Origin of the sequence: Peribacillus muralis, assembly GCF_001439925.1 — a bacterium.
GTDB classification, from domain to species: Bacteria; Bacillota; Bacilli; order Bacillales; family DSM-1321; genus Peribacillus; species Peribacillus muralis.
Genome location: NZ_LMBV01000024.1, coordinates 1 through 15,512, shown reverse-complemented (window position 1 = coordinate 15,512; position 15,512 = coordinate 1). Strand labels below are relative to the sequence as shown.

Below are 15,512 nucleotides of genomic sequence, written 5' to 3'. Positions count from 1 at the left end.
CTGCACCGCCGTATCCTGCAAATTCCATCACTTTTTTGTCAACTTAATCTCCTCACTTACTTATTTTAAATACTGAACTGAAGAAACTAAACAATGCATCACCAGCAATAAAGCCTGCTGCTAAAATACTCATCGGAGTATCTGCCTCTTTACCTTTAACTTTTCTCCAGATAATGCGAATGAGAATACCTGATAACACCGCAAATCCTGCATATGGCGTCAAAATCAATAAACCTGTAGCCAACATTATCCCTAATTGACGGCTTGACCCACCAATCATTTGAATAATGGCACCTGGTATAGCCCAAAGTAATAGCTGTGTCGCTACACCACTAGATGCACCTGCTTCGATTGTAGAAACATATACAGCATCAACTGGTGGTACTAGATTTTGTGCAAAGAAACCTTTGTACGTAACAACCACTGTTAAAAGGGCCACTCCAAATGCAATCATAGCTGTAATATATTGTTGCTTTCTACCATATATTTCGTAGTCTCTGTCTTGACCATTTCCACGTAAAATATGTCCTGTTTTAAAGTCATAACCCATATCTGCAAATGCTGGTCCAGTTGCTGCACTAAAACCTGCAAGTAAGGCAAGAGCTAGTGGTGGAAAGCCAACCATCATTCCTATTAGGAGGGTAATAAAGGCTACCGCAAAAGCTGGAAACCAGCCTGAATGCATGGCGGCAATCCCGACGATCAATTCATGAACGAAGGCAGCAAAAGCAGCAAAAAGTAAGAATCCGATCAACATGCCTGGAGACATGTCGGTCATAATTCCTCCTGTAAGAGCAATCACAAGAGCAATGACAAGATAAGCCACGAATCCTAATCCTAACGTTCTTCTTGCCTCTTTAATGGAACGGGTAAAACTAGATTCATCCACCGCCTCTACTGTAGCGGCCACTTCCGTATTAGGTTTTTTTGTTGTTTTTTGTTTTGCAAAAATCAGCATGGAAACCTGCACTAACGCTACAATACCCGCACCGACCATGATTCCATGAGGAATATAATGAGAGTTTACATCGACTCCAAATAATGGTATGGAGAACTGACGTATCAAAAGTCCAATTCCGAACATTGAAAGTGCCCATATATTACCGATAAAAGCTACCCCAAAAGCGGACATCGGAATATGAAATAAAGCCCCTAAGATACCTATTCCTGTACCAAGTCCAAGGAGACCTGCACGCTTACCACCTTTATCTCCAGCTATTATTGCTTCTGCTGTAGCAACCCCAGGTGCCCATGTTCCGGTAGCAGGGAATAGCCTTGAATCAAATAATTTATAAAGGATGGCTGCATCAACAAACATAGCTAAAGCAGCCCCAATTAACATCGGAATGATTAAATCTTGGGCTCCCATGAGAAAGGGAATCCCAATTGGTATTAATAAACTATTGGCTGCACCGAACGTAGCTGATGAGATAGATGTTTGAACTATGTTTTGGCGATGCAGTGATTTGAATTTTCTAAAAAGTGTGACCGGAATTCTAGCAATCACCATAGCTAAAAGGGCACCAATGATGGAAGTACTCGGTGTTACTCCGAGACTTGTAATAATCTGCATCCCGATAATCGCTCCGAATACTGCTGTAACAATCGTCAAAATAAGAGTCATTGGCTCCAAAATACGTGGATGTTTTTTTTCTTTTTGTTCTTGATTCACAGAAATCCCCCCTATAAGGACATTGATGTTGCTACTAAGAAGATTTTAAACAGTACTTTATAGCGGCAATACAAAAATCCCAAATTAGTTAACTCATTTCCTTTTCTACCATTCGTTCGCTATGACAATTGTATTTGCTGGGGTGTTAGCTTGTTGCTTAAGCACATAGTGTTTGAATATGATTTAACATTTACGGAATGGTGTTACGTAATACGGTACAAGAATCATAAAATGATTTCTGAATTTTGTCAATATCCTTAAAACATTGAATTTATTAAATAAATATATTATTATTATACGGTATCCAATAACGCATAGTGGAATTAATTCAATGGTAATTTATGAAAACAGTTTAATTACTGATGAATCGAGAGATATTAGCTTCGCTTTCAATTGAAATATGTAAGAATGATAACTCAGTAAAAGATATTAAAAAAAGATTGTCTATCACATAAACACTATGCGGATGATGATTTTGCACTCATTTTTAGTGAATGCAACATGCATGGGAGAAGGAATCATGTAGTAGTGGCTGTTATGAGTTTTCCTTTAGACACTATTTAATAGTATTTTTATAATATTTTTATTAAAAGTAAGTACAATCTTCCCCTATTTTAAAAATGGGTGGCCCTATCATAACCCTCGAAAATGTCTATTAATAAGTAAAAGACTGAGAACCGTGTGCATATAGAAGTTAATATTAAGGAGAGATATCCTATGTCTACTCAAGACAAAAGCATTATACAATCTATTGAAAAAATTCCTCAAATACTCGATTTATTTATACAACACACTTCCCTAACCTTACATGATATCCATCTATATTCCGGTTTTACTAAAACATCGGCATCTAGGATGTGTAATTCTTTAGTTAATATAGGATATTTAGAAAAAATTTATATTGGTCAAACACCCTACTATAGATTGGGAATTGAGCTTTATCGACTAGGGAAACATGCAATAGAATCATTAGATATACAGTCTTGTGCAAAAAAATATCTAAATTGGATTTCAAAAGAGCTGGGTGGCATTTCATATTTATTCATAGAGCGGAATGATAAGGCATTATGCTTAGATACTGTAAAAGGAATCCAATATATTCAAACCAACTCAACTAACGTAGGGGATTTACTACCTTTTAATAAAGGTGGGGGACCTTTAGCTATGCTTTCACATTATGATTTACAAACACAAAATACCATTATAGAAAATTTGAATTTATCTCATGACGAAGAATCTTTATTACGTCAAAAAATTAATGCATTTAAAACAAAAGGTTATGCCATTAGTTTGGAGGAATTTTCATTAGGAACTGGTGCTCTAGGTGTACCTATATATGATGTGTCTAATACAGTAGTAGGTGCATTAAGCGTAGGTGGAATTATTGATCATTTTTCAGAGGGTAAAGTTGAACAAATTGAGCATACTTTAAAAAAATATTCATTAGACTTATCAAAAGAATTAGGTTTTTCAATTAATTAAACCTAGATTATTCATAACATCCTTATACCTGACCACTCCCTTGGCTAAAGCCATGGGAGTGGTCAGGTTAACTCTATTCACCCAAGAATATTTTCTTCAAGTGACGGGTATTTCACTGGTTCTGGTGCAAATATGACTTGTTAGAAACATAGAATCTCAATATCCTTTTCATCTATGAATGATGAGGATACTCCAAATAATTATGGCTAGGATCCGTATTATACTGACTAGGCCTTTTTTTGTGTAATTTTGAATTTTATTTTGCGCATTTTTCTACCTAATTAACTTCATAAGTGAGTGTAAGGATATATATTGATTACAATTAAACTATCATATACACTTGTCTTTTGATTTTCTGTTTCCAAAGAGATTTTATGATTTTTGGTTATGCACGTGTCTCTTCTTTGGATCAAAATTTGGATCATCAGATTGAGTAATTGCGAAATCCAAATGTAGATCGAATTGTTCATGAAAGAATGACAACAATTACTGGATCGCTTGGTTACAGGAGATACACTCGTTGTTACCTTACTATGTACCAAAAACATTTCGAAAACATTATACGATAAGGAATCATTTGTTTTAGGTGGCTTCTTTAATTGTTAGTTTCTTTCTTCAATTGATGATTTTCGTCATAATGGGCATGAGGATGATATGGAAGGAAGGAATTTCTGAGAGAAGCATCCTTATTTTATAAACAAGACATGAATGTATGTTTTTTGTCATATTGTATTTTGGAGGTGAAAAAATGGCAAGAGTAGCTTACCGAAGTGCAGACGTTGATCTAATGGCAAGGATGATGAGGGCAGAAGCTGAAGGCGAAGGCGATCAAGGAATGCTGTATGTTGGAAATGTAATTGTTAATCGTGTTGTAGCAGCATGTACTGACTTTAATGAATTAAGAACAGTTAGAGATGTCATTTTCCACGTACAAGGAGGTAATTACTCTTTTGAAGCGGTTCAAAAAGGTAATGTTTTTTATCAAAGACCAAGAGAATCTGAAAGAAGATTAGCAAGGAGGAATTTGGATTCCTGGAGAGAGCACCCTGCGAAATTTGCTCTTTGGTACTTTAATCCATCTGGTCCATGTCCTCCAACCTGGTACGACCAACCATTTACTGGTCAATTTAAACAACATTGTTTTTATGAACCAAGGCCTGGAACATGTGCGAGTGTTTATATCGGTTAATGAAAGTAGGACCGTTAACATGGTCCTTTTTTTGTAGGGCGACATAATAATTGGAGCGCGATATAGTGCTAAAGGAGTCAGGCATAAAGAGTTTCTTCCTCTACTAAATGTACGAGGATTTTCAAGTCTAATACTTTCATAGTTCGTTGTACCTTTTGTGCTTTACTTTTTGGTCACGACGCTAATAATCTCGAATACGACATAAGCCGCAACGACCTTCTTACTCGTCGTAAATCGCTGGGATCTCCGCTTTTAAATCGGCATCTGGATCCGAAAGATTCACTTGTCTTATCAATGATTGTACGTGCTGCTTGGAAGCTTAGCGAGCTTAACCAATACTTCCACACGAAATTCATGTCTTAAATCCACTAGGTTCTTTCAATATAAAAACATTTGTTTAAATCATTTTTTCCCTTATGTACTCCGTAGCAATTTAATAATTAACTACGAGAGAAATTGTTGCATAATATAATTACAAGGACTCTTCTCAAACGGACTGTTGCGGTATTACATATCCATTAATTGAACAAATTGTAAATACAAAAATTTCTGAAGGATCAGTTAAATCATCCACTAAAAAAACTAAGCAGTCACAAACATTCAAAACGAATAAATCCTCAGTCGTTACCGTTTGACCCTCTATGAAGAGGTTAACAGCCAACCCAAATTTTGCCGCACTTGCTAAATCTTCGGCAATCCCATTTTTACAACCGCATTTTTTCAAACTTTTATTACAGTCACACTGTTCTATCGCAGCATTTCCGCAATTATTTGCAAACTGTAACAAAAACTCAAAAATATTTTCCGACGAAGCCCCTGCACTAATTCCAGATATATTTTTTAACGGAACGGTTGTACTTGGATTATTTCCTACCTGATTTGAGTCCTTGTAAGTTACCGTTTTACAATTATCAATATTGGTGATGACTTGATCTTCAACTGGGTTAGCGGAAGTCGGAAATGTTAAGTGAATGGCTATGCCATTATTCGAACCGGGTGTCTGAAGCGGCTTGATTTGACTCAATAAGGAACATAATGAGCACTTACAGCAATCATTACAATCAGAATCTTTGCAACACTCTTTACAATCCCCTTCACACTTTCCCTTGCAAGAATTGCATTCATAATCACTTTTACAAGTTGTGGTCAGATTTACAGTTACTCCGCTTACGGTAGTTTCAATCGTTTGATTATTGTTCAATGGGGAGAAATTTCTATGTCCCTGTATATTTTGGTCACCTAGCGTTTGATCTCCATGTGACTGTTCTTGAGTTTGGTCACCCAAGGTTTGTTCCTGACTCCCATGTGTTTGGGTTTGATTTTGATCTTGATCGCCTAACGTTTGGGTTTGTTCTTGATCACCATGTGTTTGGGTTTGGTTTTGATCTTGATCGCCTAACGTTTGAGTTTGTTCTTGATCCCCATGCGTTTGCATTTGATTTTGATCTTGTTCCTGGTCTCCAATCGTTTGAGATTGCTCTGAATCACCAATGGTTAAGTTTTGTTCTTGATCTCCTATGGTTTGGTTTTGTTCCTGATCACCTTGGGTTTGACCTCCTTGATCTCCGTGCGATTGGCAAAGGATTTGTTCCTGCTCGCCGCCATTTTGTTTTAATGATTTTCTAATTGTATTTTGACAGGCCGAATTACATGTTGGTAATAAAACCCCATTACAGCTGCAACTGGAATTATGTGGCCTCTTTTTTCTATTGCATACTTCATTTGGATTACACTGACTGCAACGATTACAAATTTCACACCTTTCAGGATGGTCACATGACCGATTTGGGCAATTACGATTATTGAACATGAATTGGTTCATCCCCTTACATATTAATTTCCTACTATTGGTTTATGAGCGTTTGCAAGGGAATGTACCAATGTTCATCAAATTCAGATGAGGAACCACCACATCGCCATTAAGCTAAGAAGGAAAGAGTTGTATATGCTCTTTAGTCTGCTATCGCAACACTAAAAATACGCATGATAATTAAGCAACATATAGGTTTATAAAAAAAACATTAGGGATTTTGTGACGTATAGTCATACACAATACTTAAGACTCCCGTATGTAACTCAACTAAAGGGCTCTTTAATCATGTATAATCATGTAAAAAAAAGCCTGATTTCCCGGTATTAAAAACGAGAAATTAGGCTTTAATATAATTGAACTTCCGTACGATTGTAAATTCGTGTTTACCTGATATTATCACTTAGCGTAGCGTAGGAAAACGGCTTTTTATTCAGAAATTCTCTTAGCCTACGCCTTTTACGTTTTGTTGGTAGGCTTCCTCATCGAAACACCATTAGTCAATTTAGACTTATTATCGAGTTGAACATATTAAGAAGAAAAAAACCCTCTTTGGTGGGACGTTTCATTAATATAATGGTTGTGGGTTCTGACAAGGTGGAAATCCATTTATATCCTGAATCATATGAAAATCATATTGTTTTAAAGCAAATTGAGCTTGATACATATATTCAATTACAAGAAGCTTATTGTCAGATGTTCCGCACAATACACCTGATGTCCCTTGTCCGTTTGCTAATGAAATTCCAACAGGCTGACCAATTAGAAACCTAATTTTTTGTTGCCATGGCATAATCATCACTCCTTCAAATACATCATATTGCATTTGAAAAAATGAGTACCTGTACAGCTTAAATTGGTGAACGAAAAATTTTCGGTCTTTGAGTAAACTTGGCATGTGGAACCACCCTGCCACTTTTCTAAAAAAAAGACAATAAGTTATTTAAACGGCGATCCGGTAATTCAAATATTTTGGCACTAGAAGCCGTTAACATTTTTTTCTTTGTTGGACACCATTCCCTTTTTTCTTGTACCTCAAATAAAAAGGCTCCGGTTTTATACCGGAGCCAATTCATGCTTAAAGATAGTTATATTTTTTTCTCATTGCTATTATTTAATTCCTAAAGCTTTCTTAATGCTTTCTAAATTTTGAGCTTTATATTTCTTTTTAGGTGTTGGTGCATAGTTAATTGTAGGATTTTGCATTAAGTAGTTTCTTTCTACAAATGCCATATCTTTCTCATCAACTACACCATCAAAGTTAATATCTGCATCACGTTTATTTGTTCCCCAATAAGTTTGTAAGTAAAGAGCATCCATTACGTCGATGACATCATCTTTATTTATATCCCCGGCGTTAGCTGTCTTTAAGTTTAAGTAAAGGTTTTGATTCGTCACTTTTCCATCATGATGGAATCCGATTGTAAAGTTTTTGTGAACTGTAAAATGTCCAGGGACATTTAATTCAAACTCATACGTATCATCCGTTAAAGGTAAATGAGGAATTTGATACACAACACTGGAATTGTTTAATCCTTCGTACACGGTACCGTTTGAACTTGTTGCTTTTACTTTGACTCCCATTTTTGCATAATCAATCGATCCTTTCGGTGATCCTGCTGGGTCTAAAAATGCCTCTGCATCTTTAGTACCACGAAGGAGAGAGTACGTCGGTTCTATATATGCGATTGCTGGATTACCGCCCGGAACTGTTTTTGTCGTGTTAGTACTATCTGTTACTGTAACACTACCCAAACTCGCCGGGAACATGACAGGAAGCGCCGTATATTCATTACCCATTTTAAATTCTATATCTGCAAGTTTTAAATTGCCTGATAGCGGCGTAACTCCATCTTTTGTCGTGATCGTTACTGTCGCTTCCGATGCATTCGATCCTGCATTGACCGGTTTATCTGTGACATTAATATCCACTTTATCTGCCACACTTGGATGTACGTTAACATTCATTGATGCAACATTTGTATAATGACTGAACTTATAAGCAACTTGTTTTACGCCGTTTGCTTTATTCAGCAGTAATGTTGCATGAGTTGTTTCGCCCATCTTTGCTGTATGGTCTTTAGGCTGCATATATCCATACGTGACGTCATTACGAGTGACAAATATATCTCTGCCTTCTTTAAATGTTTTGTTGGATGCCGCATCGATTGCGTAGAATACAAGTTCCATCGGTCGCGTTGGATTTGTTGGAATTGTCGCTGTAAATGTACCATCAGGATTTACAGGTACCGATACTGCTCTTCCTCCCAAATAATCTTGATAATACACTTTTGTGCTTCCTTGATTAAATTCCATGCCAAGCTTTTGCATGTCTTCCGTTTCTTTATCATAAACGGAACCGGTTATGTTTACGCTAGCTTGACCATTCTTATATTTAACAATATCTTGACTGTCCACAGTTAATTCAGGAGCCGTATTATCGAAATAAATCGGTGCTTCTTGTGAAAATGTTTGACCTGCGTCATTCGTGCCAATAAATTTCAGTTTATAGTGTCCTGGTTTGGCTAAATCAGAATTATAAGCAAATGGCTGATCTTCATCACCTGTCGCTTTGTAATATTGTCCATTAAATACTTTACTAACTTGATAGGGAATGTTTTCATCCATGCGTAGCCCGTCAAATGAACCTACATAGCCTAACTCGTTCCCTGTATTGCCATCTTCAAGAATTACATCAAATGTACGCATATGTGATTTAAGACTAATATTTGCGTTCGTATAGACTAATTGACCAGGATAAGCATAATCAAATACCTGCGTAAATGCTTGCGGGGTCATCGTAACTGGATTTATTCCTTCTTCCACTGTTTTTATCGCAAATGGAACTTGAAACGTTTCCTCTGGATTGGCATGATTCGTATACGTTACATATCCTTCGTAAATGCCTAACTTTGCTGATTTTGGTACGGTAATGGTGACTGTTGATTTCTTTTTACCGTTAGCAGCAACCTTAATCAATTTATCCGTTACAATCATTACACCATTTTCATCAGCATCTAGTGAGCCGCGACGGTCTTTTTGAAAAGTTACATTTACGTCAAATGTTTTTGCTTGTTTACTATTGTTATAGATATTCAATGAGCGTTGATTGCTAAAATTTTTCCCTGTTGGTGCAACTTTACCGAAAGCAAGTGCACCTGTTAATTCTTTAACAGTTTTAAGATTTCCTTTTCTATCTAATATTCCTTTTGTTTCATCCAATACTTCGATTCTCGTTTTTGCATGAATGGCTTCATAAGGATCTACTTGTCCTGCCCCTGTTTCAAACACACTATAGTCACCATTTAATGGATCGGCTGTGTTCATTAACGTTTCTTTAATTTGAGACGGTGATAAGTTTGGATTTGCTTGTAATAATAAGGCAGCAACACCCGCTACGTTCGGTGAAGCCATTGATGTTCCTGAAAGATTATCATAAGCGTACTCATATTTACCAATTTGATCTGCCCCATGCATGTAAGATGGTACAGTAGAGAATACAGCCACACCAGGTGCAGTAACTTCAGGCTTAATATCATATGTGATACGCGCCGGTCCACGTGAACTGAATGACGCCAGTTTACTTCCTTCATCCGTTACTTGTCCGATTTCATCAAAAGAGAAGGTTGGCGTACCAGTACCGAGTTTTGATACAAGTTCAGCTCCTTGTTCATAGGACATCGAGAACGTTGGGATGAGCCCATAGCTTGCACCTAAGTATGACGGTATAAATCCTTCATCAGGTACATTGTTCATCATTATTACTGCCACTGCACCATGCTTTTTCGCAATTGTAATTTTATCTGCAAGCGCAGTCATACCTCGATTCACCATTGCAATTTTTCCATTCACATCGATATTTTTATAATCAGAATCCGCACCTGCATTCGGCACTGAAACGATTGGCAGATTTTTACCTTTTAAACTCTCTATATTATCAGTAAAGCCTTTTCCTAATAGTTTTAAGTCAGCAACTGCACCAGACGTTCCATGTAATGTCCCTCTCGATGTGGCAATCAAAGTTTTTGTATCGTTTGCACCAACTGTAATGCCTAATGCTCCCGCGCCAGGTGCACCTAAGGTATACATTCCATTCCCGGAATTACCAGCTGATACAACGGCAGTTACACCAGAAAGGACTGCATTATTTAAAACAAGGCTTTCAATGTTTTCTGGATCATTCGTACTGGCACCCAGGGATAAATTAATCACATCCATTCCGTCAGCGACAGCCTTATCAATGCCGCCTAATATATCTTCTGTATAACCAGAACCATAATTTCCTAATACACGATAGACGTATAAATCAGCATCAGGTGCGACACCCGTTACAGCATAGTCCGTATCATTTTTGCCACGACCTGCGATAATCCCTGATACATGGGTTCCATGCTCCGTGTAGTAAGTTGAACCTGTCATTGGGTTTTTCTCTGCATATCCCGATTTTTTCCAATCATCATATGTTGTTTCCATTGGATCTGCATCATTGTTGACAAAATCCCAACCTTTAACTGAACTAGGACTAACTGATTTTGGATCGACACCCGCTTTTGCTCGGTACCCTTTATAGGCATCTCTCAAGTCGGGATGATTATAATCAATTCCTGTGTCGATGACCCCTACTTTAATTCCTTTCCCAGTAAAACCTTCGTCATGTAATTTATTGACTCCTGGAAACACCTCAGTTGCAATTTTCTTAGTCGAATTCTGCGCACCTTCAGTAGCTTTTGGTGGCTCAACTTTTATCACATTATTAGGCCAAACCGCTTTAACAGCTTTAGATTGTAATAAAGACTTAACTTTATTTGCTGGTAAATTAATCGCTACACCATTCATGGTATTTTTGTATGTTCGTTTGATTTTATAAAGACTCTTATTTTTCTTTAAATCTTCTTTATAAATGGATTGTAAATCACTTTTAAATGTATCGTGCGCTGCATCTGCTTTTTGTTTAGCTTTAGATACTGATAAACTATTTCCTTTTGCAGCTTCTTCGATTGCAGCAATTTTTGCTGGCTTATCTTTAAATTCTACGATGACTGATAGATTTTCAGAAGAATCTAAATCGGTTGAAGAAGGTAACTGTACCCCTTCCTGACTCGTAACCTCTAGTTTTTGTAAAGCTTGTCGTTGCTCAGGCGTAAGCTTTGAAAGTACGTTTACTATTGATGATTTCGTCTCAGCCTTTACGGTCGGCTGATGATGTTTTACTGGACTGAGTAAAACACTTGTAGTTAATGTCAAAATTGCTGTACCCTTGATAAAACGATTCATTCTGCTATTCGCTCCCCTTCATACATAGTGTTGCTTTTCTAAATTTGATTATAGGGGAATTTGATAGAATTTTAATTTTGAAAAATTCTATCAAATTAGAATTTTTTTTGACAAATTTCGACAAAATCACATTGTTCTTTCAAGAATCTCAGCATCTTACTTACGCTTAAGGTTCATTTAACCATCCATTAAATTTTTTAGTTACACAATTCAACACCCCCCATGAACATCATGAAAATCTAACTTTAGGTGTCCATTTTAGTTTAAAACGCCTTCTAATTATTATGAAGATAATGTCATTATGTCGGATTTCCGAATATTGTTTGATATTATTTCCTTTATTTAAACTGCCATTCTATTAATATATAATAGAATGGTCCTAAGTTAAGGAAGGTTATCGGTTAAGATACAAATTGATTACGCATGAATCAAAGAATCAAAGAATCAAACAATTGGTAGGTGAACAGAATGAATTCAACCTTGCTTTATATCATCTATAAAAAAATGGATGAAAAAAAATGGAATCAGACAGATTTAGCTAAACATACAGAGATTCACATCAGTGATATCAGCCGTATCTTTAATCATAAATTACCTCTTTCTCTAAAAAACTTGGATGCGATTACAGAGTCTTTTGGATTAGCGAGAGGAACATTATATAAGCATTATATAGAAGAATGTTTTAACAAAAACTTTCATCTTGATAAACGAAGAAGTGAACAATTTCTATATAGATGTGCTACTGAAGGTTACACACATGAGCTCGATACCATTTTAAACGCGATACTGGAAGAAAAGGTTAAAGCTATTCGAGATAAGAGTTTACTTTGCGTTTTTAATGTCGCAGAGAAGATATTTCAGGATGGAAAAAAATATCAAGCGTTGCCTTTATATGAATTTTTCACAGACAATACACCCAATCGTTTTTCTGAACAAGTTGCCATTTGCTATTTCAGAATATTCTATATGGTTCGGTTAACCAAAAAGGGGCGCCATGCTTTAAGTAACGTTTTGGAACATATAGCTTATATGCCCGAAGAATTTCAGATTTTGTCTTATTTATGGATTACAGCAACCTATTATGTGCATCAACAATGGACAGAGGTGTTGAAGTACGCTAAAAAGCTGGAGTCAGTTTGTAAAGAAAAAGATCTTTACGGAAGGGCACTAATCTACCAAAGCTTATCATTGGCCCGTCTGGGTGCACCATTGAATGATATATTGGAAATGACGACCCGCTACGCCCAGTTGAATGGTTACTATGCAAATATAGCAATCGGGAACAGGTTTGTAATACATCTCGATTTAGGCTATACAAGTTATGTGGATTCATATCTCGATTGGTTGAAAGGAAGAGATGATTTTTATGTTGGTATGCCAAGAGTGCTTGAAGCATATGTAAAATCGGGAAGAATTGCAGAAGCAAAAGCATTTATTAAAGAATATCGGCACATTATTGATGAAATGGCTACCAGTAAGGATCCTTTTAAACAGCATATTTACCTGTATTTTCGCTATACATATGCCATGTATGAATGTACAATCGGCAATTTTTTAGAAGGGCTTGATGAAATTCTAGATGTTGCATATATTGCGGATAACATAGGGAACAATGAAAGATTCAAGAAATGTTTACTTTTGTTTTGGGAATTCAGAAAAGAGGCAGATATGGAACTTGAAGAAAAATACTTGCGGATATTAAGAGTTCAAAGATAAGGAGTACCATTGGGAAAATGCAGGATTACAGTGGTAAAGAAATTCAGTATTAAAAAGCCTGATTATCTTCTTTTCTGCTCATGTAAAGTTAGGATCAGGGGAATTTGCAAGACTATTCGGCCGCTTTCTCATCCTTCTAACCTTGGCTGGCTGATCACACAAGTTTCTTCGCCCATTCCAAACACCTAGTTATTACCGAAATTAGGCTGAAGTTACTATTGCTCTATCAACCAACCAGCCCCGTTAGGCTTACTGCGACGAACAGGTGTGCGACCGAACGTACAGTATCATTTAACAAAACCAAAAATAATAAAGTACAATCCTTAATCGGATTGTACTTCCGTACGGCAAAATGCGTTATTCTTCCTTACCGTTACCAATAACCCTTATCAGTTCTTCCAGCTTTTCGTTTCTTTGCTGATCTAACCTAGTTTTAGCATGGATGAATTTTATCATTTTGATCACAACATAAACACTTAAAACAAGAAGTCCTATATAAAACAATATCGGTATGATTGCAAAAAGCCCAAATAAACTACTAACATGGTCCACACAGATTTCCTCCTATATGTAGAATCACAGCCTATACAGATTAATAATGAGTTCATTACAATTCAACTTACATTATTATATTCGATTTATGCAGCATTATTAACATGAACGGTAAATTCACATTTCACAATCACTTTACGTTGCCTTCCAAGCCCTTGCCATCATATAATGGAGCTAAGGAAAAGGGGGAATGCAAATGAACCAAGGTAGAGATCCTCTCGATTCGTCACTCGCAACTCATTTACATAGCCGGCTTACTCGTTTGGCAGAAGAAAGGGATATCAAACTGGAAAGATTATTGGATAAATCAGTTGAATTGTTACTTGAATATATGGAAGATAATGAATTGATCAATGATCATGTCAAACTGAACAATGTGGAAGCCATCAATCGAAATAAAGAAATCATCCAACAAAGCAGGGAAATCCTAAAAAAAGATTAGTGAAGAACACTCAAGAATCACAGTTGGGTGTTTTTTCTTCTTTCCATGATTTTATCCATTTAACTGACTCACAGCATTCAAAATGAAATGATTAGCCCATAAAAAAGGACCGTCGCTAGGACCGTCCCTGTAAGCAACTGCCTTGCAGTTGCTTCCCTTCTATTGTTAATACCGGTGCTTGCTTTTGCATTTATTACATTTGCAACGTTTTTTCGGTACCCATACAGTACAAGGGTCATTTTTCTCATAACATTTTTCTACATAACAACAATTTTTATACATCCTAACACCCTCCTTACTATTGTATATGCTTGGACTGATGGAAGGTGTGGACAAGTTGAAAAATTTTATCATCGTTTGCAGTAATTACGTATTTATTGACTCCTTTGTAGTCTTTTCAGGTACTTTTCCGATTACGTTCATGTATTATGAACGTTTATTTATGAAAATGACCACATAACTTCTAATGTATATCAATTTTTCTTATACAAAGATTTTCCGGTTTTATACGTTTCCTTTACCTCGATTCCACCCTCAGTCGACGTACAAACATTGAAATGAACACCGAAATTGAAGAGTTAAAGAACACCCTTTTGCACCGTCACTTGAATCCTGGCCATGCTATTGAATGTATGTGGTTTGTCATGAATACTGCGAATAAAATTAAAGACTACCACCTTATTGAAAAAGCGGTGGACACTATACTTTATTCATTAGAAATGGGATGGGATAAACGTTATCAAGGATTATATAGATTTGTTGATTTTGAAGGAGGAAAACCTAAAGGAAATTGGGGGTCATTTGAAAACTTAATTGAGGAAACGTGGGACACAAAACTGTGGTGACCCCACAGCGAGGCTCTATATTGTACATTGCTTGGTTATAAACTGACTAATCGGCCACAACTTATGAATTGGTTTGAAACCATAAAGGAATATACGTTTACGACTTTTCGTAATGACGATACATCGATTGGTGAATGGATTCGAATAAGAAGCAGATGCGGCGAGCCAGTTAACCGTTTGGTCGCACTGCCAGTTAAAGATCCTTATCACATTACCCGTAATTTATTTCTTATGGTAGATTTACTGCATTAAAGCTTTTTACTGAAGGTATCCACTCACTTTATATTGGTAGTCTACAAGCATGAAGCATTTGCTAAAATGATAGCAAATACTTCTTTTACGTCGAGTTTGTACTATTATATTTAAGTAAAATGATTCTTATCGACCTAATTTATTTATTCTATCAAAACTGCTTTTTTTTCTACGATATTCAAGATTTATCTATCAAAACGGATCTTTTTTCTACGATATTTGAGATTTATCTATCAAAACGGTTCTTTTTTCTACGATATTTGAGATTTATCTATCAA

General features: G+C 36.3%; 10 protein-coding genes. 5 read left to right on the top strand and 5 right to left on the bottom strand.

Annotated features, from left to right (window positions below):
- Positions 1 to 52: 52 nt before the first annotated feature.
- Complete coding sequence (locus tag ASU00_RS20145; RefSeq protein ID WP_057915291.1) at positions 53 to 1,624, bottom strand: OPT/YSL family transporter; 1,572 nt, start codon at positions 1,622 to 1,624, stop codon at positions 53 to 55.
- Positions 1,625 to 2,389: 765 nt separating this feature from the next.
- On the opposite strand from ASU00_RS20145, the gene ASU00_RS20140 reads away from it, so the two are divergent.
- A complete protein-coding gene (locus ASU00_RS20140) occupies positions 2,390 to 3,154 on the top strand; it encodes an IclR family transcriptional regulator (protein WP_057915251.1) in 765 nt (254 codons plus the stop codon).
- A 748-nt stretch (positions 3,155 to 3,902) separates the two neighbouring features.
- Positions 3,903 to 4,343 (top strand): cell wall hydrolase, encoded by a 441-nt coding sequence (locus tag ASU00_RS20135; protein WP_057915250.1) that lies wholly within the window; start codon positions 3,903 to 3,905, stop codon positions 4,341 to 4,343.
- Between the two features lie 487 nt (positions 4,344 to 4,830).
- Here ASU00_RS20135 and ASU00_RS20130 read toward each other — a convergent pair whose 3' ends face one another.
- The 3 genes from ASU00_RS20130 to ASU00_RS20120 form a co-directional block, all read right to left on the bottom strand.
- Positions 4,831 to 6,153: a hypothetical protein gene (locus ASU00_RS20130; RefSeq protein ID WP_057915249.1), complete on the bottom strand. Its 1,323-nt coding sequence runs from the start codon at positions 6,151 to 6,153 to the stop codon at positions 4,831 to 4,833.
- Between the two features lie 568 nt (positions 6,154 to 6,721).
- Positions 6,722 to 6,946 carry a hypothetical protein gene (locus ASU00_RS20125; RefSeq protein WP_057915290.1) on the bottom strand — a complete coding sequence of 75 codons (225 nt, stop codon included), beginning with the start codon at positions 6,944 to 6,946 and terminating at the stop codon, positions 6,722 to 6,724.
- A 317-nt stretch (positions 6,947 to 7,263) separates the two neighbouring features.
- Positions 7,264 to 11,427: a S8 family serine peptidase gene (locus ASU00_RS20120; protein WP_057915248.1), complete on the bottom strand. Its 4,164-nt coding sequence runs from the start codon at positions 11,425 to 11,427 to the stop codon at positions 7,264 to 7,266.
- A 468-nt stretch (positions 11,428 to 11,895) separates the two neighbouring features.
- On the opposite strand from ASU00_RS20120, the gene ASU00_RS20115 reads away from it, so the two are divergent.
- Positions 11,896 to 13,143 (top strand): helix-turn-helix domain-containing protein, encoded by a 1,248-nt coding sequence (locus ASU00_RS20115; protein ID WP_057915247.1) that lies wholly within the window; start codon positions 11,896 to 11,898, stop codon positions 13,141 to 13,143.
- 357 nt (positions 13,144 to 13,500) lie between these two features.
- Here ASU00_RS20115 and ASU00_RS20110 read toward each other — a convergent pair whose 3' ends face one another.
- On the bottom strand, positions 13,501 to 13,695 hold the full coding sequence (locus ASU00_RS20110; RefSeq protein WP_057915246.1) for a hypothetical protein: 195 nt from the start codon (positions 13,693 to 13,695) through the stop codon (positions 13,501 to 13,503).
- Positions 13,696 to 13,891: 196 nt separating this feature from the next.
- Between ASU00_RS20110 and ASU00_RS20105 the strand changes: the two genes are divergently transcribed.
- Entirely contained in the window at positions 13,892 to 14,137 is a 246-nt protein-coding gene (locus ASU00_RS20105) for a hypothetical protein (RefSeq protein ID WP_057915245.1), read from the top strand.
- A 557-nt stretch (positions 14,138 to 14,694) separates the two neighbouring features.
- Positions 14,695 to 14,982: an AGE family epimerase/isomerase gene (locus ASU00_RS20100; protein ID WP_082630515.1), complete on the top strand. Its 288-nt coding sequence runs from the start codon at positions 14,695 to 14,697 to the stop codon at positions 14,980 to 14,982.
- Positions 14,983 to 15,512 lie beyond the last annotated feature (530 nt).

Coding starts and splice junctions, on each gene's coding strand:
- ASU00_RS20140 (WP_057915251.1), top strand. CDS start 2,390: ATGTCTACTCAAGACAAAAGCATTATACAATCTATTGAAAAAATTCCT.
- ASU00_RS20105 (WP_057915245.1), top strand. CDS start 13,892: ATGAACCAAGGTAGAGATCCTCTCGATTCGTCACTCGCAACTCATTTA.
- ASU00_RS20145 (WP_057915291.1), bottom strand. CDS start 1,624: ATGACTCTTATTTTGACGATTGTTACAGCAGTATTCGGAGCGATTATC.
- ASU00_RS20115 (WP_057915247.1), top strand. CDS start 11,896: ATGAATTCAACCTTGCTTTATATCATCTATAAAAAAATGGATGAAAAA.
- ASU00_RS20120 (WP_057915248.1), bottom strand. CDS start 11,427: ATGAATCGTTTTATCAAGGGTACAGCAATTTTGACATTAACTACAAGT.
- ASU00_RS20100 (WP_082630515.1), top strand. CDS start 14,695: ATGAACACCGAAATTGAAGAGTTAAAGAACACCCTTTTGCACCGTCAC.
- ASU00_RS20130 (WP_057915249.1), bottom strand. CDS start 6,153: ATGTTCAATAATCGTAATTGCCCAAATCGGTCATGTGACCATCCTGAA.
- ASU00_RS20125 (WP_057915290.1), bottom strand. CDS start 6,946: ATGCCATGGCAACAAAAAATTAGGTTTCTAATTGGTCAGCCTGTTGGA.
- ASU00_RS20135 (WP_057915250.1), top strand. CDS start 3,903: ATGGCAAGAGTAGCTTACCGAAGTGCAGACGTTGATCTAATGGCAAGG.